Origin of the sequence: Streptomyces sp. NPDC005281 (assembly GCF_040607495.1) — a bacterium.
Classification (GTDB): Bacteria; Actinomycetota; Actinomycetes; order Streptomycetales; family Streptomycetaceae; genus Streptomyces.
On sequence record NZ_JBEXGX010000013.1, the window covers coordinates 190,547 to 206,141 of the forward strand.

Genomic DNA, 15,595 nt, shown 5'->3' on the forward strand with positions numbered 1-15,595 from the left:
CTTGTCAAGGGGGTGCCGGCGGAAAGCGGCAGCCGTGGGCCGCTCGGTCCACAGGGGGCTGCCGGGATGTCCGCGCCGCGCAGTAGGTTGAGCCCGTGCGATTGAGAGTGGAGTTCACGACCGAGCCCTTCGACCTCGACGAGGCGCCCCGGCACGCGCTGGTCGCCCGTGAGGTCATCGAGGCGGCCGAACTGGACGCGGTGGACGTCGGCCCGTTCGGCAACACCGCGGAGGGCGGCTCGGACGCCGTGCTCACCGCGGTCGACGCGCTGCTGCGCAAGGTCCTGGAGGCGGGCGCCACCCGGGTCTCGCTCCAGGTGAACGTGCTGGGCGCGGCCGGGGAGGGCGATAAGTGACCGGAATCGCGGACGACCCCTTCGTCGCGGCGGTCAAGCCGCTGGTCGACGCCATGGGCGGCGAGATGCTGCCGCCCGAGCTGGCCGGCGTCGACGACGTCGTGCTGTCCTGGGAGGGCGCGGACGTCGTCGCCGTGCGGCTGCCCCAGCTCGCCGACTCGCTCGACCACATCCTCGCCGCCCTGGAGCGCAAGAGCGGCAAGCCGCTCGCCGAGCTCGACCGCAAGGCCAAACAGGAGATCGTGCGGATACTGGAGGCCCGTGGGGCCTTCTCCGTGCGGCACGGAGTGGAGACCGTGGCGAGCGCGCTCGGCGTGAGCCGGTTCACCGTCTACAACTACCTGAACCGCGAAAAGGGCGCCTGACCGGCGAAAACACGCGCTGGCGCGGCAGGGCGACCGGTCGCGTCCGCGTCGACTCGCCGCCGTCGGTCGATGTCCGTGGCGGGTCACCGTCGTCGGTCGCCGTCCGTGGCGAGTCGCCGCCGGCGGCCGCTGTTCGTAGCGGTCCACCGTCGTCCCGCCGCTGTTCGTGGCGGTCCGCCGTCGTCCGCCGCCGTCCATCGCTGTCCGCCGCGAGCGGGCGGTGGTTTCCGTAACCTCTCGTAACCCGAAGTTTTCAACAAAGTGTTGACGTTGTCTCGCCGAGGGCGTTAGCTGTGCGCAGCCCGTCCAGCACAAGGCCACGGAGGCTTCCCATGACGTCGAGTACGGCAGCCGGCGGCCTCGACCGCTTCAACGCCCTCGAGGGGGCCGAGGCCCTCGCCGTCCTCCATGAAGTGTGCGCCTCCCGCGCCTGGGCCGAGCGGCTGCTCGCCTCCCGTCCCTACGCCGGCGCCGACGACCTGTACGCCGAGAGCGACGCCGCCACGGCAGGCCTCACCACCGCCGACCTGACGGAGGCGATGGCGGGGCACCCGCCCATCGGACGGCCGAAGCCCGGCGACCCGGCCTCCTCCCGTGAACAGCGCGGGATGGCCGGCGCCTCCGCCGAGCTCAGGGAGGAGATGCTCGAACTGAACCTGGCCTACCAGGAGAGGTTCGGCCATGTCTTCCTCATCTGCGCCACCGGCCGGTCCGGCGAGCAGATGCGCGACGCGCTCAAGGAGCGGATCGGCAACTCCGCCGAGCGGGAGCGCGAGATCGTCCGCGTCGAACTGGGGAAGATCAACCGCATCCGGCTCGGGAACCTCGTGCGGGACGAGTCGCCCGGCACACCAGGCGGCTGACGGTCACCCACGCAGGAAGTGCCCGGCAGCCCCGTACAGGAAGTAGAGGCATGAGCACCGACACCACGGCCTCCGTGTCCACCCACATCCTGGACACCAGCGTGGGCCGCCCCGCCCGGGGCGTCGCCGTCCGGCTCGCCGCCAGGGCCGGGCGCGAGGGCGACTGGCGGGCGCTCGGCGGTTCCGCGACCGACGCGGACGGCCGCTGCAAGGACCTTCCGGCGCTGCCGGAGGGCACGACCCACGTACGGCTCGACTTCGAGGTCGAGCGGTACTTCGAGCAGGATCCGGCGACACCGACACAGCAAGCCGATGCGCAGCAGGACGCCCCCGCGAATCGGGACAGCGAGACGTTCTCCCCCGTGTTCTTCCCCGAGGTGACGATCACCTTCGCCGTCAGGCCGGGCGAGCACTACCACGTACCGCTGCTGCTCAACCCGTTCGGCTACTCCGTTTACCGAGGGAGCTAGCAGACATGACCGAACCCACCGCCAAGGGCCGCCCGGTGCTCCTGGGCCAGAACCAGTACGGCAAGGCCGAGAACCGCGTCGTCAGGATCACCCGCGACGGCGCCACGCACCACATCAAGGACCTGAACGTGTCCGTCGCGCTGAGCGGGGACATGGAGGAGGTCCATCTCTCCGGCTCCAACGCCAGCGTCCTGCCGACCGACACCACCAAGAACACGGTGTACGCCTTCGCCAAGGAACACGGCATCGAGTCCGCCGAGCGGTTCGGCATCCACCTGGCCCGGCACTTCGTGACCAGCCAGGAGCCGATCAGGCGGGCGCGCATCCGTATCGAGGAGTACGCCTGGGAGCGCATCGAGACCCCGGGCGCCGGGTCCGGGGACGCCGGCGCCGACCAGCCCCGGCACTCCTTCGTCCGCAAGGGCCAGGAGACCCGGGTCACCCAGATCACCTACGACGGTGAGACCTGGGAGGTCGTCTCGGGCCTGAAGGACCTCGTCGTGATGAACTCGACGGACTCCGAGTTCTGGGGCTACGTCAAGGACAGGTACACGACGCTCCCCGAGGCCCACGACCGCATCCTCGCCACCCAGGTCTCCGGCCGCTGGCGCTTCAACTGGACCGGCGACGGGCAGCGGATGCCCGACTGGGACAAGTCCTACGACCAGGTACGGACACACATGCTCCAGGCCTTCGCCGACACCTACTCCCTCTCCCTCCAGCAGACCCTCTACCAGATGGGCGCGCGGATCATCGACCACCGCGACGAGATCGACGAGGTCCGCTTCTCGCTCCCGAACAAGCACCACTTCCTGGTCGACCTGACACCGTTCGGCCTCGAGAACGACAACGAGGTCTACTTCGCGGCCGACCGCCCGTACGGGCTCATCGAGGCCACCGTCCTGCGCGACGGCTGCGAGCCGCGCATCCCGGTGGACCTCACCAACCTGTAGAACCGCACCCGGCGGTCCGTCGCCCGGACCGCCCCCGCGGTACTGCCGCTGTACCCCCGACGCGGGCGCCGGCGTCACGTCCCGGGGGAGAGCGGGGGCATCTGCGCAACCACAGCACCACGGACCCGGTCGTCACCCCGCTCGGCCCCCGGGTCCGTCCGCCGACGGGAAGAACGAGGAACCGCAGTGGCAGTCCAGCGCATCGTCATCGAGAACTGCGCCATCGCGACCGTGGACACGGCCGACACCGAGTACGCCTCGGGCCACATCGTCGTCGCCGACAACAGGATCGAGTCGGTCGGCGCCGGAAGGGCTCCCGAGAACCTGGAGAACGTGGTCCGCCGTGTCGACGGGACCGGGCACCTGGCCACTCCTGGCCTGGTCAACACCCACCACCACTTCTACCAGTGGATCACCCGCGGCCTCGCCACGGACCACAACCTCTTCAACTGGCTCGTCGCGCTCTACCCGACCTGGGCGCGCATCGACGAGCCCATGGTCCACGCGGCCGCCCAGGGCTCCCTCGCCATGATGGCCCGCGGCGGGGTCACCACCGCCATGGATCACCACTACGTCTTCCCCGAGGGCTCGGGCGATCTGTCCGGCGCGATCATCCGGGCCGCCCGCGAGACCGGCGTCCGCTTCACCCTCGCCCGCGGCTCCATGGACCGCAGCGAGAAGGACGGCGGACTGCCGCCGGACTTCGCCGTCGAGACCCTCGAAGGGGCGCTGGCCGCCACCGAGGCGACCGTCGACGAGCACCACGACGCCTCCTTCGACAGCATGACCCAGATCGCCGTCGCACCCTGCTCGCCCTTCTCCGTCTCCACCGAACTCATGCGGCAGGGCGCAGAGTTGGCCCGCCGCAAGGGAGTACGGCTGCACACGCACGGGTCCGAGACCGTGGAGGAGGAGCAGTTCTGCAAGGAACTGTTCGGCATGGGCCCGACCGACTACTTCGAGTCGACCGGCTGGCTCGGCGAGGACGTGTGGATGGCGCACTGCGTCCACATGAACGACTCCGACATCGCCGCCTTCGCCCGTACGGGAACGGGTGTCGCGCACTGCCCCTCCTCCAACGCCCGGCTGGCCGCGGGCATCGCCCGGGTCCCCGACATGCTCGCCGCCGGCGTCCCGGTCGGCCTCGGCGTCGACGGCACCGCGTCCAACGAATCGGGCGAACTGCACACCGAGTTGCGCAACGCCCTGCTCATCAACCGGCTCGGCGCCCACCGCGAGGCCGCACTGAATGCCCGTCAGGCGCTGCGCCTCGGCACCTACGGAGGAGCCCAAGTCCTGGGCCGCGCAAGCCAGATCGGCTCGCTGGAAGCCGGCAAGCTCGCCGACCTCGTCCTGTGGAAGCTGGACACCCTGGCGCACTCCTCGATCGCCGATCCGGTGACGGCGCTGGTCCTCGGCGCCGCCGCCCCGCTCACCCTCTCCCTCGTGAACGGCCGCCCGGTCGTCGAGGACGGTCACCTGCTGCACGTGGACGAGGACGCCATCGCCCGCTCCACCCGGGACGAGGCGCGACGCCTCGCCCGGATCGCCGGACAGGCCTGACCACCACAGAACTCCGGCCGAGGGGGACGGCCCTCGGCCGGTAGCCGTGGACCCGAGCGGGGTCCACGGCGGCCGCCTCCGGGGCGCGCGCGGACGTGCGCGCCCCGGAACGGTCTCCGCCGCGTGGACACCGGGTCCGCGCGACGGCGTCGTCCCGGTCCCGCACGACCGCGCATCACCTCCCTGACACCCACGTCGACGGCGACGTGTACCCGACCGGAGGAGCCGCCGTGACCGCCCAGCCCGAGCCCAGCACCGACGCACCACCGACCCGATCGACGCATGCCGGCACAGGGGGCGGATCACCTCGGCCGGCCGGCCCTTCGGTACACCCCGTGGACGAGAGACTGCCCGCCCTCAGGATGGCCGCCGCCGGACTTCAGCACGTGGCCGCCATGTACGCGGGGGTCGTCGCCCCGCCCCTGATCGTCGGAGCCGCGGTCGGCCTCAGTGCCGGTGAACTCACCTTCCTCACCGGCTCCTGCCTGTTCACCGCCGGACTCGCCACCTTCCTCCAGACCCTCGGCGTCTGGAGGATCGGAGCCCGGCTGCCCTTCGTCAACGGCGTCACCTTCGCCGGTGTCGCCCCCATGACCGCGGTCGTCGCCTCCGTCAAGGACAAGAGCGACGCCCTGCCGGTCATCTTCGGAGCGGTGATCGTCGCCGGTCTCCTCGGATTCCTTGCCGCCCCCTACTTCAGCAGGGCCGTCCGCTTCTTCCCGCCCGTCGTCACCGGCAGCGTGATCACGCTCATAGGCGTGTCCCTGCTCCCGGTCGCCTTCGGCTGGGCCCAGGGCCCCGATCCCACGGCGGACGACTACGGCTCACGGACCAGCCTCGGACTCGCGGCGGCGACCCTCCTCGTCGTCCTCCTGCTGCGCCGCTTCACCCGGGGCTTCGTCAAGCAGATCGCCGTGCTGCTGGGCCTGGTCATCGGCACGCTCGTGGCGATCCCCTTCGGCGTCACGGACTTCGGGCCGGTGGCCGCCGCGGACGTGGTCGGCTTCCCGACGCCGTTCCACTTCGGCGCCCCGGAGTTCCAGCTCGCGGCGATCGTCTCGCTCTGCGTGGTCATGGTCGTCTCGATGACCGAGTCGACGGCGGACATGCTGGCGCTCGGCGAGATCGTGGAGCGTCCCGCCGACGAGCGCACCATCGCGGCCGGACTGCGTGCCGACACCCTCGGTTCGGCGCTGAGCCCGCTCTTCAACGGCTTCATGTGCAGCGCCTTCGCCCAGAACATCGGTCTCGTCGCGATGACGAGGATCCGCAGCCGGTACGTCGTCGCCACCGGCGGCGGATTCCTGGTCCTGATGGGGCTGTGCCCGACGGCCGCGTCACTGATCGCCGTCGTACCGCGCCCGGTGCTCGGCGGGGCGGGTGTCGTCCTCTTCGGATCGGTCGCGGCCAGTGGCATCCAGACCCTGGTCAGGGCGGGCCTTGAGAAGGACAACAACGTTCTGATCGTTGCCGTCTCCCTCGCGGTCGGCATCATCCCGATCACCGCGCCCGGGTTCTATCACGCGTTCCCGCAGACGGTCCGGATCGTCCTCGACTCCGGTATCTCGACGGGATGCGTCACGGCCGTCGTCCTCAACCTCGTCTTCAACCACCTGGGCGCCGGACGCGAGAACGCGGGCGACGTGACGCACCCCATGGAGGCGGGCGAGGACCTCACGGCTGCACCGGCCCGCTGACTTGCCCGGTAACCGGCCCGGTGACCGGAGCGTCCGCGGCGGGCACACGCGGGGCGCGGCAGGGGGAACCTGCCGCGCCCCGCCCCGCGCCTCTCAGCCGATGTGGTAACTGTCCCCGTAGACCTTCCAGTCCAGCGGAGTGTCGAGGTTCAGGTTCCGCTTGCGTACGAACACCCGTTGCTCGGTGTCGACCCGGGTGGTGTCGGAGTGCGCCTCCTCCTGCTTCATGGCCCACACCCGGGCGTCGAGGAAGGCGTTCAGATACGTCACCTCGTCGCCGCCCTGGGCCGGCGGTTTGGCCTTCGCCAGGGCACGCCGCCGGATGCTGCCGAAGCTGGTGCTGTCGTCACCGTTGCCGTGCATCACGATGGCGTCGTAGTACGTGAACTGGCCGAGGGCCCCGATGCCGTCGGTCTTGCCCTGCTGGACGGCGGGGTTGAAGTAGACGCGGTCCCGTTCGTCGTTCTGGGCCTGCTGGAACGCCGTGTCCTGGGCTGCGCGGCGCCAGTCGGCCGGGAAGCCGGGGTCCAGGCCCTCGTGGGAGTCGCTGCCGTCGACCGCGCGGAGCGCCGGCAGATACTTGGCCAGCACGTTGCCGGGCTTGCGCCGTGTGTACAGCTCGACCAGGTCGAGCATGTCGTGCGTGCCCGAACAGAAGCCGATGATCCCGGCGGTGTAGCCGCGCCCGTCGCCGATGTCCTCGATGTACTTGTACTGCGCCTTCCAGTCCAGCGAGGAGTTCTCCGCACTGGAGACGAGCTTCATGGCGATCTCCTTCTTCGCCGGGTCGTCCAGGCCGACCGCTGACGCGGTCGCGGTCTGCGTGGCGATCAGCGGGCCTGCCACCAGTGAGGCGCCGATCAGGGCGAGCAGGGTGCGCCGCGAAGTGCGTATGTGGGGGGTGTGCACGGTACCTCCGATTGGGGGAGCGGTGTTGCCGCGTACTGTTAGGAAAGTTTCCTACCAGAGTTCAGAGGTGACGTATACCCATTGGGGAGAAGGGAGTTGACGTTTGCTGGGTCGGAGAGGGCCCGCCGGGGCCGCAGCAGAGCGGTGGCGAGGATCAGGGCCGCGGCCGCGACGGCCGTGGCCACCGTGAACGCCAGCCGGTAACCGTCCGCCGTCGCCGCGACGACGTGCTCGCCCGCGGCGGTCAGCCGTCCGGTGCGGCTCGCCGCCACGGTCGTCAGCACCGCCAGACCCAGCGAACCGCCCACCACCTGCGTGGTGTTGAACAGTCCCGAGGCCAGACCGGCGTCCTCCGCGCGGGCGCCCGACATGGCGAGGCCCGTCACCGCGGGCATCGCGGCCGCGAAACCGGCGGAGAGCAGAAGGAGCGCGGGCAGCACGTCGGTGATGTAGGCCCCCTCGGTCGGGGCCCGGCCGAGCAGGGCCAGGCCCGCCGTGATGAGGGCGAGGCCGCCGAGCAGGACGCGGTACGGGCCGAACCGGGCGACGGTGCGCGCCGACAGGGTGAGCATCAGCGCGCCGATGGCGACGGGCGCGGGCAGGAACGCGGTGCCGGTGAGCAACTCGCTGAAACCGAACACGCGTTGGAGGTAGAGCGCGCCGATGTACTGGAAGCCGTACATCCCGGCGATCATCAGGATCTGTACAGCGTTCGCGCTCGTCAGGGTCCGCGAGCGGAACAGCCGCAGCCGCAGCAGCGGGCGGGCGGCCCGTGCCTGGCGGACCGTGAAGCCGGTGAAGAGGGCGAGGGCGAGCGCGCCGAGGGCGAGCGTGCCGCCGAGGCCCCGCTGCCCGGCCCCGACGATCGCGTACACCGTGAGCATCAGGGCGCCGGTGACCAGGACCGCGCCCGGGTAGTCCGCGCCCGCGTCGAGTCCGGCCCCCTTGTCCGGAGTGAGGATCCGCAGCGCGGCGACCAGGGCCAGCACGCCGATCGGCAGGTTGATCAGAAAGATCCAGTGCCAGTCGAGGGCCTGGGTCAGCGCGCCGCCCAGAAAGGTGCCGAGGGCCCCGCCCGCGGCGCCGACCGCGCTGAACACCGCGATGGCGCGGCCCTGTTCGCGGGGCTCGGGGAAGAGGGCCACCAGCATCCCGAGGACGACGGCCGAGGTCATGGCCCCGCCGACGCCCTGGAGGGCGCGGGCCGCGATCAGCGTGCCCTGCCCGTCGGCGATGCCGCACAGCACGGACGCCGCGGTGAACACGACCAGCCCCGCGGTGAACATCCGCTTGCGGCCGAGCAGATCCCCGAGCCTGCCCACGAGCAGCAACAGCCCGCCGAACGGGATCAGATAGGCGTTCACGACCCAGGCGAGAGAGGCGGCGGAGAAGCCGAGGTCGCTCTGGACGGCGGGCATGGCGACGGTGACGATGTTCCCGTCCAGGACCGTCATCAGGGTTCCCGCGCAGAGGACGACCAGCGAGGCCCACCGGGAGTAGGTTCGTGGTGCCGACGACCCCGCCGGTCCGGTCCGGGACAGCATGACGATGACCTCCGCGTTCTCCGTGGACCGCTTCGGTTCCACGGGCGTTCTCCCTTGGTGCACGACTTGTAACGGGGGACATCGTGAGTGACCATGGGAGACCGGCATAAGGAGGCACTTCGATGTCCCAGGGGAACACCGGTGTTACGTCGCAGGCAGTGCTCGCGCAGGCGTGCCCGGTCCGTGAGGTTCTTGACAGGGTCGCCGGGAAATGGAGTGTGCTGATCATCGTGGCCGCGGCGCACGGCCCGATCCGGTTCACCGAACTGGAGCGCAGCATCGAGGGGATCAGCCGTCGCATGCTGACCCTGACCCTGCGCAACCTGGAGCGCGACGGTCTTGTCACCCGCACCGTGCATCCGACGGTGCCGCCGAAGGTCGAGTACGAACTCACGCCGGTGGCACGTGAGTTGCACGCGACGTTGCTCTCCCTGACCGACTGGGCCGAGCGGCACCGGGTCGCGATCGCCGAATCCCGCGCGGCCTACGACGCCGAACACCGGCCGGAGTTGGTCGACGCGTAGGCGGTGCGGCGGGCCGTCGGGCGGCCTGGCCGGGTCAGAGGCCCAGCGGGCCCGGGTCGGTGGCCAGCGACTTGAAGGCGTCCCGCGCCCCGGAGACCAGACGGCGTTCGGTGAGGTCCATCAGCCCGCCGACCGCCGTGATCTCGGCGGCCACCGTGCCGTCGGTCCTCCTGATGGTCTGCTCGATGCGGAAGCTCTTGCCCTCGCCCCAGAGGAAGGCGCAGGTCACCTCGACCTCGTCACCTGCCCTCAGCTCGCGCCGGTAGCGGATGGTCGTCTCCAGCACGACCGGGCCGACATCGCGGGTCCTCAGCTCCGCCTGGGTGATCCCGGCCGCCCGGAGCACCGACCAGCGGGCGTGCTCGGCGTACTGGAGGTACACGCTCTGGTTGAGATGGCCCTGCACATCGGTCTCGTATCCGCGCACGGTCACGGGGACGAAGAACGGCTCTGCCACGGCTTTCCCTTCGACGACGACTGCTTCCACGACGACTGCTTCCACGGCGACTGTCACGACGACTGCTGTCACCACGACGACCGCTTCCGCGACGGAGCCCGCTCGCACGGCTGCGGCTTGCGGCTGTTTCCACGACTTGGCGGCCCTGCGCGCACGGCTCAAGTCCGCCGGGGCGAGGCCAGAACGTACCGGGTGCCCGTGCGTGGCTGTGTGTGCTCGCCGACCTGCCAGCCGGCCTTCTCCAGGGTGGCCGCGCAGGCCCGCAGCGCCACGGGGTCCGGCTCGTGCACGGCGACGGCCTCCGGCTGCGGTGTCGCCCGTATCCGGTAACCGCCGCCCTCCGCCAGGGCGGGCCGGTGCCCCGCCGCCTCCAGCGCGAGCGCGGCGGCCTGCACCAGATGCGTACGCTCCCAGGCGCACGGAAGACCGGTCGCACCGTCCGGACGGGTCATCCGGCGCAGCTCCAGGAGCCCCTGCCAGGCGCTGTGCACCTCGCGCGGCCGCGCGGGGCCGTCCTCCGCGCCCTGCTCGCCGCCGACCCGCGCCGAGAACACCCCGGAGGCCGCGGGGGCGGACGCCTCGGCGGCGACCGCCGGCTCCGGGGCCCCGGGGTCCTCACGCAGCCGATGGCCGGCCGGAGTCAGGAAGTGGTCGCGCGGGGGACGCGGATGGCGGAAGGCGAGCCCGTGCCGCACCAGGGCGGCGAGCTGGGCCTCCGTACCCCTCAGCCGCCCCGTCACGGGATCGGCCGCCTCGACGACGCGCCGCTGCGCGGCGGTCGGCGGTCGTGTCACGGCGCGCTCCCTCCACCACCCGGTGGTGCCACGGCGTTCCGGCCCGGCCGCGGCTCAGTGTTCCTCCGGTCCCTCTCCGGCCGGGGAGAGGACGTCATGGGAACAGTACGCGTCGGGTCTGACATTCCAGCCGGCCACCACATGCCGGCGGTGTTCCGTGCTCAGCCGGCTCATCGTCCCGGTGCCGAGCTGGAAGAGGGCGCCCGACTGGGCGGTCAGACCGAGCCGCCGCGCGGTCAGCACCCGCAGGAAGTGGCCGTGCGAGACGACGACCACGCTGCCCTCCGCCTCGGCGAGCGCCGCGTCGATCCTGGCCAGCGCCCGCTCGGCGCGCACCCCGACCTGTTCCGGGCTCTCCCCGGGGTGCTCCGGCGGCCCGGCCGTGACACCGTCGGTGAACAGGAACCAGTCGGGCCGCTCCCGGTGGATCTCGACGGCCGTGACCCCCTCGTACCCGCCGTAGTCCCACTCGCTCAGGTCCGCGTCCACGCGGGCGTGGCCGATCCCGGCCAGCTCGGCGGTCTCCCGCGCCCGGCGCATCGGGCTGACGAACGCCGCCGCGATGTGGTGCCGGGCGATCAGCGGTCGCAGCCGCCGGGCCTGTTCGCGGCCGTTGTCGGTCAGCGGGACATCGGTCGACCCCGTGTGCCGCCCGGACATCGACCATTCGGTCTCACCGTGCCGTACGAGGAGCAGGTCACCCATCGCCGTGCCCTTTCCGTCCCTGTGCCGGGTGCTGTCCCTCGTACGGTGACACCGGGTGGGCGCGGCCGCAGCACCGGATCCCCCGGTCGGCCCACCCGGGGGCTCAGCCCTTCTCCTGCCGGTACCCGCTCAGGAACCGGCCGATCCGGCTGATCGCCGCGTCCAGGTCGTCGGCGTGCGGGAGCGTGAGGATGCGGAAGTGGTCGGGGCGCGGCCAGTTGAAGCCGGTGCCCTGGACGACCTGGATCTTCTCGCGCAGCAGCAGGTCCAGGACGAACCGCTCGTCGTCGTGGATCGGATGCACGGCGGGGTCGATGCGCGGGAACGCGTACAGCGCGCCCTTGGGCTTGACGCACGAGACGCCGGGGATCTCGTTGAGCTTCTCCCAGGCGCGGTCGCGCTGTTCCCTGAGCCTGCCGCCGGGCCCGGTCAGCTCGTGGATCGACTGGCGGCCACCGAGCGCGGCCTGGATGGCGTACTGGGCCGGGGCGTTGGCGCACAGCCGCATCGAGGCCAGCATCGTGAGCCCCTCCAGATAGCTCCGGGCGTGCTGCTTGGGTCCCGTGACGACCAGCCAGCCGGAGCGGAAACCCGCCACGCGGTAGGTCTTGGACAGCCCGCAGAAGGTGAGGACCACCAGGTCGGGGGCGAGGGCGGCGGCCGAGTGGTGCACGGCGTCGTCGTAGAGGATCTGGTCGTAGATCTCGTCGGCGAACACCATCAGGCCATGACGGCGGGCGAGATCGAGGATTCCCTCGATGATCTCCTTCGGATAGACCGCGCCCGTCGGGTTGTTGGGGTTGATGATGACGACCGCGCGGGTCCGGTCGGTGATCTTCGCCGCCATGTCGTCCAGGTCCGGGTACCACTCGGACTGTTCGTCACAGAGGTAGTGGACGGCCCGGCCGCCGGCGAAGGTGGTGACGGCGGTCCAGAGCGGGTAGTCCGGGGCGGGGACGAGGACTTCGTCGCCGTCCTCGATCAGGGCCTGTACGGCCATGGAGACCAGCTCGGAGACGCCGTTGCCGAGGAAGACGTCGTCCACGCCGACGTCCAGGCCCCGGTCCTGGTAGCGCTGGGCGACGGCCCGGCGGGCGGACAGGATTCCGCGCGAGTCGGTGTAGCCGTGCGCCTGGGGCAGCATCCGGATCATGTCCTGGAGGATCTCGTCCGGCGCCTCGAAGCCGAACAGGGCGGGGTTGCCGGTGTTCAGGCGCAGCACACTGTGGCCCGCCGCCTCCAGTGCGTCGGCGTGCTCGATCACCGGGCCGCGGATCTCGTAACAGACCTCGCTGAGCTTGCTCGACTGCCGGAACTCCATGCGCTGCGCCCTCCGGTTGTGGTGTTGCTTGGTTTTACCAAGTAGGAGCTTGGAAAGTCCAACAAGATAGCTAGACTGCGTCGCATGTCACCGCGCCGAAGCTACGACCAGTACTGTTCCGCCGCCCGTGCCCTCGACGCCGTCGGGGACCGGTGGACCCTCCTGATCGTCCGCGAACTGCTCGGCGGACCGCGCCGTTACACCGATCTGCACGCCGACCTTCCGGGCGTCAGTACCGATGTCCTGGCCTCCCGACTCAAGGACATGGAGCGCGACGGGCTGACCACCCGTCGGCGCCTGCCGCCGCCCGGCGCGGCCTACGTGTACGAACTCACCGGTCGCGGACGAGAGTTGCTGCCCGTCCTGCACGCGCTCGGTGAGTGGGGCGGCCCCGCGCTCGGTGAGCGGCGGCCCACCGACGCCGTTCGGGCCCACTGGTTCGCGCTGCCGCTGCTGCGCGGTCTCGACGCCGCCGGAGCGGGGGAGGGACTGGTCGAAGTCCGCCTGGACGAAGGGCTGTTCCATGTGCGGCTGGGCGCGGAGGAAGGGCCGCTCTACGGAGACGGGCCCGCCCCGCGGGAGCCGGACGCCCGTCTGGCGCCGGACGCGCGGACGTGCGAGGCCCTGAACCAGGGCACTTTGACACTGCTCGACGCGCTGCGTGAGCGGAGCGTCGGCGTGACGGGCGACGGGCCCCTCGCCAAGGCGCTCCGCGAGGTCTGACGCGGCCGGACGGGCGTACACCCGGCGCTCCAGGGAGGGTTCCCGCACCGGCTCCCGGGTGCGTACGGGTCCGTCGTGCCCCGCGTGGGAGGCGAGAGGCCCGCGGGAGGAGGCGAGGGGCCTGCGCGGGAGGCGAGGGGCCTGCGGGGAAGGCGAGAGGCCCGCGCCGCTCCCTGGCGGAGAGCGGCGCGGGCCTCGGTGGCGGTCTGCGGGTCAGGCGGCCGGCGGAATCCGGGACGGACGTCCGCGGCCACGCGTCAGCGAGTATCCCCAGATGCCCGCGAGGGCCGCGAGGAAACCGCCGATCGCGGTCCACACCCAGCGGTCCGACCACCAGCCGGAGCCGTCGGGCCGGAGCGAGGACAGCACCGCGGTCTTGGAACCGGAACCGTCGGCGGAGGCGTCGTCCGACTTCGCCGACGTCACGGCGATGCCCGGGACCAACGGCTTGGCGAGCGAGCCGTCGACCGCCGCCGAACCGCCGATGTCCTTCGAGTCCACGCGCAGTTCCGTGCTCATCGGCAGACCCAGATCGGCCGCCCCGAGACCGGTGGCGGTCAGCCGGACGTAATAGGTGCCCGGCAGCGGGTCGTTGGCCCAGGTCTCCGACCAGGCGCGCACGGTGCGCAGGGTGCAGGACAGCTCCAGGGAGGACGCGTCCGACCCCGCCGTCCGGGTCTGCGCCCCGTACTGGCAGGCCTGACGGCGCCGCAGCCCGTCGTACACGTCGATCTGCCAGGTCTCGGAGGAGGCGCGCCTGGACGCCTCGGGCAGCTTCACCGTCGCCTTCACGGTGGGCCGTTGCCCGGCGTCCGCGGCGAACTGCCAGTACAGGTAGTCACCCGTGGAGGCGCCGGCCGTGGCCTGCACGCCCTGCTCGATCTCGGTCGCCGTGCGGAACGACGTACCGGCCTCGGTGGGCGCGGAGCCGTCACCCGAGGGACTCGCGGACGGCGAGGAGTCGGCGAGGGCCGGGGAGGCGGCCGCGCCGAGCAGCGCGGGCGCCGCGACGGCCCCCACGAGGAGGGCGGCGGTGCTCAGTACACGTCGGATACGCATCAGTTGGTCCTCCAGACCGAGAACCGCCAGCGAGAGATCCAGCCCCACAGCAGACCCGCGAGGAAGCCGGTGAGCACCAGGGCGCCCAGCAGCCACCAGCCGCGTCCGAGGCCGAAGGAGGCCACGTCACCCGCCTGGTCGGGGCCGGCGACGACGTCGACCGTCAGTTCCAGCGGCAGACCGGGCGTCGTCTTGACTCCGGGCGCGGCCGAGAAGGAGTTGGACACCTGGAGACACACGACCTCGGCGGGCGCGTTGTCGTCGTCGCTCTCGGCCTTCGGGTAGCGCAGACCGGTCGAGACGACGTCCGTGCGGCCGTTCCCCGCCGACTCGCCGCGTACGATCTCCCGGCCGTGCACGGTGACTGCACGCAGCAGCACCCCGTAGTCGGGGTTGACCTGACGGTCGGCCCCGATGCTCACCGAGGCGCGCAGCTCCTTGCCGGGCGCGACCTCCACGCGGTACCAGCGGTGCTGGGCGAACTCCTCGCGGTCGGTGTAGATGCCCGACTTGACGGCGGGCGCGCCGGTGCACGAGTCCGCACCCTGCACGGCCACCGGCTTCACGACGGGATCGGCGGCCCGGACCACCAACTGGTTGACGCGGTCGCTGAGCTGCTCCTTGTGCTCCACCGAGGTGTACGTGCCACCCGTGGCCTCGGCGATGCAGCTCAGCTGCTTGGTCGTCTTGGTGTCGGGGACGAGACCCAGGGTGTCGATGGTCAGGTCGATGCCCTTGGCCGCGATCTCGCGCGCCACCTCGCACGGGTCCAGCGGCTGGCAGGTGTCCTCGCCGTCGCTGATCAGCACGATGCGACGGGTGCCCTCACCGCCCTGGAGGTCGTCGGCCGCCTTGAGCAGGGCGGGGCCTATCGGGGTCCAGCCGGTCGGGTTGAGGGTCGCGACTGCGGTTTTGGCCTCGGTCCGGTCCAGCGTCCCCACCGGGTACAGCTGAGCCGTGTCCTTGCAGCCCGTCTTGCGGTCGTTCCCCGGGTAGTTGGCGCCGAGGGTGCGGATGCCGAGCTGCACCTCCTGCGGCGTCGCGTCGAGCACTTCGTTGAACGCCTGCTTCGCCGCGGACATCCGCGACTCGCCGTCGATGTCCCGGGCACGCATCGAACCGCTGACGTCCAGCAGGAGTTCGACCTTGGGTGCGGCGGCCGTGGTTTCGTCGGCGACCGCTCCGGCCGGGAAGGCGATCCCGGCGGCCAGGGCGGCGAGCAGGGCGCAGACGCCCGCCGCCAGCCGTTGTCTTGTGATCATCGGCGGATCCTATTGATCAAAGGTGCCGCT

Annotated in this window: 17 protein-coding genes; 9 read left to right on the forward strand and 8 right to left on the reverse strand. The window is 71.4% G+C overall.

Features of this window, described 5'->3' with window-relative positions:
- Positions 1-95: 95 nt before the first annotated feature.
- The 7 genes from ABZV42_RS20100 to ABZV42_RS20130 all read left to right on the forward strand — a co-directional run bounded on the left by ABZV42_RS20100 (position 96) and on the right by ABZV42_RS20130 (position 6,267).
- A complete protein-coding gene (locus ABZV42_RS20100; protein ID WP_355979049.1) occupies positions 96-356 on the forward strand; it encodes a hypothetical protein in 261 nt (86 codons plus the stop codon).
- Complete coding sequence (locus ABZV42_RS20105; RefSeq protein ID WP_355979046.1) at positions 353-721, forward strand: helix-turn-helix domain-containing protein; 369 nt, start codon at positions 353-355, stop codon at positions 719-721. Before ABZV42_RS20100 ends, ABZV42_RS20105 begins: the two co-directional genes overlap by 4 nt.
- A 332-nt stretch (positions 722-1,053) precedes the next feature.
- Positions 1,054-1,584: a 2-oxo-4-hydroxy-4-carboxy-5-ureidoimidazoline decarboxylase gene (uraD, locus tag ABZV42_RS20110; RefSeq protein ID WP_355979043.1), complete on the forward strand. Its 531-nt coding sequence runs from the start codon at positions 1,054-1,056 to the stop codon at positions 1,582-1,584.
- A gap of 50 nt (positions 1,585-1,634) precedes the next feature.
- Positions 1,635-2,054: a hydroxyisourate hydrolase gene (gene uraH / locus ABZV42_RS20115; RefSeq protein WP_355979040.1), complete on the forward strand. Its 420-nt coding sequence runs from the start codon at positions 1,635-1,637 to the stop codon at positions 2,052-2,054.
- A 5-nt stretch (positions 2,055-2,059) separates the two neighbouring features.
- Entirely contained in the window at positions 2,060-3,007 is a 948-nt protein-coding gene (gene pucL / locus ABZV42_RS20120; protein ID WP_355979037.1) for a factor-independent urate hydroxylase, read from the forward strand.
- Between the two features lie 186 nt (positions 3,008-3,193).
- Positions 3,194-4,570, forward strand: a complete 1,377-nt coding sequence (locus ABZV42_RS20125; RefSeq protein WP_356052980.1) for an 8-oxoguanine deaminase — start codon at positions 3,194-3,196, stop codon at positions 4,568-4,570.
- 362 nt (positions 4,571-4,932) lie between these two features.
- Positions 4,933-6,267: a nucleobase:cation symporter-2 family protein gene (locus ABZV42_RS20130; RefSeq protein WP_355979391.1), complete on the forward strand. Its 1,335-nt coding sequence runs from the start codon at positions 4,933-4,935 to the stop codon at positions 6,265-6,267.
- Between the two features lie 93 nt (positions 6,268-6,360).
- On the opposite strand, the gene ABZV42_RS20135 is transcribed toward ABZV42_RS20130, so the two are convergent.
- Entirely contained in the window at positions 6,361-7,176 is an 816-nt protein-coding gene (locus ABZV42_RS20135; RefSeq protein WP_355979032.1) for a chitosanase, read from the reverse strand.
- A gap of 38 nt (positions 7,177-7,214) precedes the next feature.
- Positions 7,215-8,720 carry an MFS transporter gene (locus tag ABZV42_RS20140; RefSeq protein ID WP_356053014.1) on the reverse strand — a complete coding sequence of 502 codons (1,506 nt, stop codon included), beginning with the start codon at positions 8,718-8,720 and terminating at the stop codon, positions 7,215-7,217.
- Between the two features lie 122 nt (positions 8,721-8,842).
- Here ABZV42_RS20140 and ABZV42_RS20145 point away from each other — a divergent pair, with 122 nt between their 5' ends.
- Complete coding sequence (locus ABZV42_RS20145) at positions 8,843-9,244, forward strand: helix-turn-helix domain-containing protein (protein WP_355979029.1); 402 nt, start codon at positions 8,843-8,845, stop codon at positions 9,242-9,244.
- Between the two features lie 34 nt (positions 9,245-9,278).
- Here ABZV42_RS20145 and ABZV42_RS20150 read toward each other — a convergent pair whose 3' ends face one another.
- From ABZV42_RS20150 to ABZV42_RS20165, 4 genes are all read right to left on the reverse strand, one after another.
- A complete protein-coding gene (locus ABZV42_RS20150; protein ID WP_355979386.1) occupies positions 9,279-9,701 on the reverse strand; it encodes an acyl-CoA thioesterase in 423 nt (140 codons plus the stop codon).
- A gap of 158 nt (positions 9,702-9,859) precedes the next feature.
- The gene (locus tag ABZV42_RS20155) at positions 9,860-10,495 is read right to left on the reverse strand and encodes a hypothetical protein (RefSeq protein WP_356052982.1); all 636 of its coding nucleotides are present in this window, start codon (positions 10,493-10,495) and stop codon (positions 9,860-9,862) included.
- A gap of 54 nt (positions 10,496-10,549) precedes the next feature.
- On the reverse strand, positions 10,550-11,200 hold the full coding sequence (locus tag ABZV42_RS20160; protein WP_356052984.1) for a histidine phosphatase family protein: 651 nt from the start codon (positions 11,198-11,200) through the stop codon (positions 10,550-10,552).
- 103 nt (positions 11,201-11,303) lie between these two features.
- Positions 11,304-12,521 (reverse strand): pyridoxal phosphate-dependent aminotransferase, encoded by a 1,218-nt coding sequence (locus ABZV42_RS20165; RefSeq protein ID WP_355979021.1) that lies wholly within the window; start codon positions 12,519-12,521, stop codon positions 11,304-11,306.
- 84 nt (positions 12,522-12,605) lie between these two features.
- Between ABZV42_RS20165 and ABZV42_RS20170 the strand changes: the two genes are divergently transcribed.
- The gene (locus ABZV42_RS20170) at positions 12,606-13,244 is read left to right on the forward strand and encodes a helix-turn-helix domain-containing protein (protein ID WP_355979018.1); all 639 of its coding nucleotides are present in this window, start codon (positions 12,606-12,608) and stop codon (positions 13,242-13,244) included.
- A 213-nt stretch (positions 13,245-13,457) separates the two neighbouring features.
- On the opposite strand, the gene ABZV42_RS20175 is transcribed toward ABZV42_RS20170, so the two are convergent.
- Both ABZV42_RS20175 and ABZV42_RS20180 read right to left on the reverse strand, forming a co-directional pair.
- Positions 13,458-14,303 (reverse strand): hypothetical protein, encoded by an 846-nt coding sequence (locus ABZV42_RS20175; RefSeq protein WP_355979015.1) that lies wholly within the window; start codon positions 14,301-14,303, stop codon positions 13,458-13,460.
- Positions 14,303-15,565 carry a VWA domain-containing protein gene (locus ABZV42_RS20180; protein ID WP_355979014.1) on the reverse strand — a complete coding sequence of 421 codons (1,263 nt, stop codon included), beginning with the start codon at positions 15,563-15,565 and terminating at the stop codon, positions 14,303-14,305. Before ABZV42_RS20180 ends, ABZV42_RS20175 begins: the two co-directional genes overlap by 1 nt.
- Between the last annotated feature and the right edge of the window lie 30 nt (positions 15,566-15,595).

Excerpts from the sequence above, each read along its gene's own strand:
- uraD (WP_355979043.1), top strand. The coding sequence starts at position 1,054 with ATGACGTCGAGTACGGCAGCCGGCGGCCTCGACCGCTTCAACGCCCTC.
- uraH (WP_355979040.1), top strand. The coding sequence starts at position 1,635 with ATGAGCACCGACACCACGGCCTCCGTGTCCACCCACATCCTGGACACC.
- pucL (WP_355979037.1), top strand. The coding sequence starts at position 2,060 with ATGACCGAACCCACCGCCAAGGGCCGCCCGGTGCTCCTGGGCCAGAAC.
- ABZV42_RS20130 (WP_355979391.1), top strand. The coding sequence starts at position 4,933 with ATGGCCGCCGCCGGACTTCAGCACGTGGCCGCCATGTACGCGGGGGTC.
- ABZV42_RS20140 (WP_356053014.1), bottom strand. The coding sequence starts at position 8,720 with ATGCTGTCCCGGACCGGACCGGCGGGGTCGTCGGCACCACGAACCTAC.
- ABZV42_RS20145 (WP_355979029.1), top strand. The coding sequence starts at position 8,843 with ATGTCCCAGGGGAACACCGGTGTTACGTCGCAGGCAGTGCTCGCGCAG.
- ABZV42_RS20160 (WP_356052984.1), bottom strand. The coding sequence starts at position 11,200 with ATGGGTGACCTGCTCCTCGTACGGCACGGTGAGACCGAATGGTCGATG.
- ABZV42_RS20165 (WP_355979021.1), bottom strand. The coding sequence starts at position 12,521 with ATGGAGTTCCGGCAGTCGAGCAAGCTCAGCGAGGTCTGTTACGAGATC.
- ABZV42_RS20170 (WP_355979018.1), top strand. The coding sequence starts at position 12,606 with ATGTCACCGCGCCGAAGCTACGACCAGTACTGTTCCGCCGCCCGTGCC.
- ABZV42_RS20175 (WP_355979015.1), bottom strand. The coding sequence starts at position 14,303 with ATGCGTATCCGACGTGTACTGAGCACCGCCGCCCTCCTCGTGGGGGCC.
- ABZV42_RS20180 (WP_355979014.1), bottom strand. The coding sequence starts at position 15,565 with ATGATCACAAGACAACGGCTGGCGGCGGGCGTCTGCGCCCTGCTCGCC.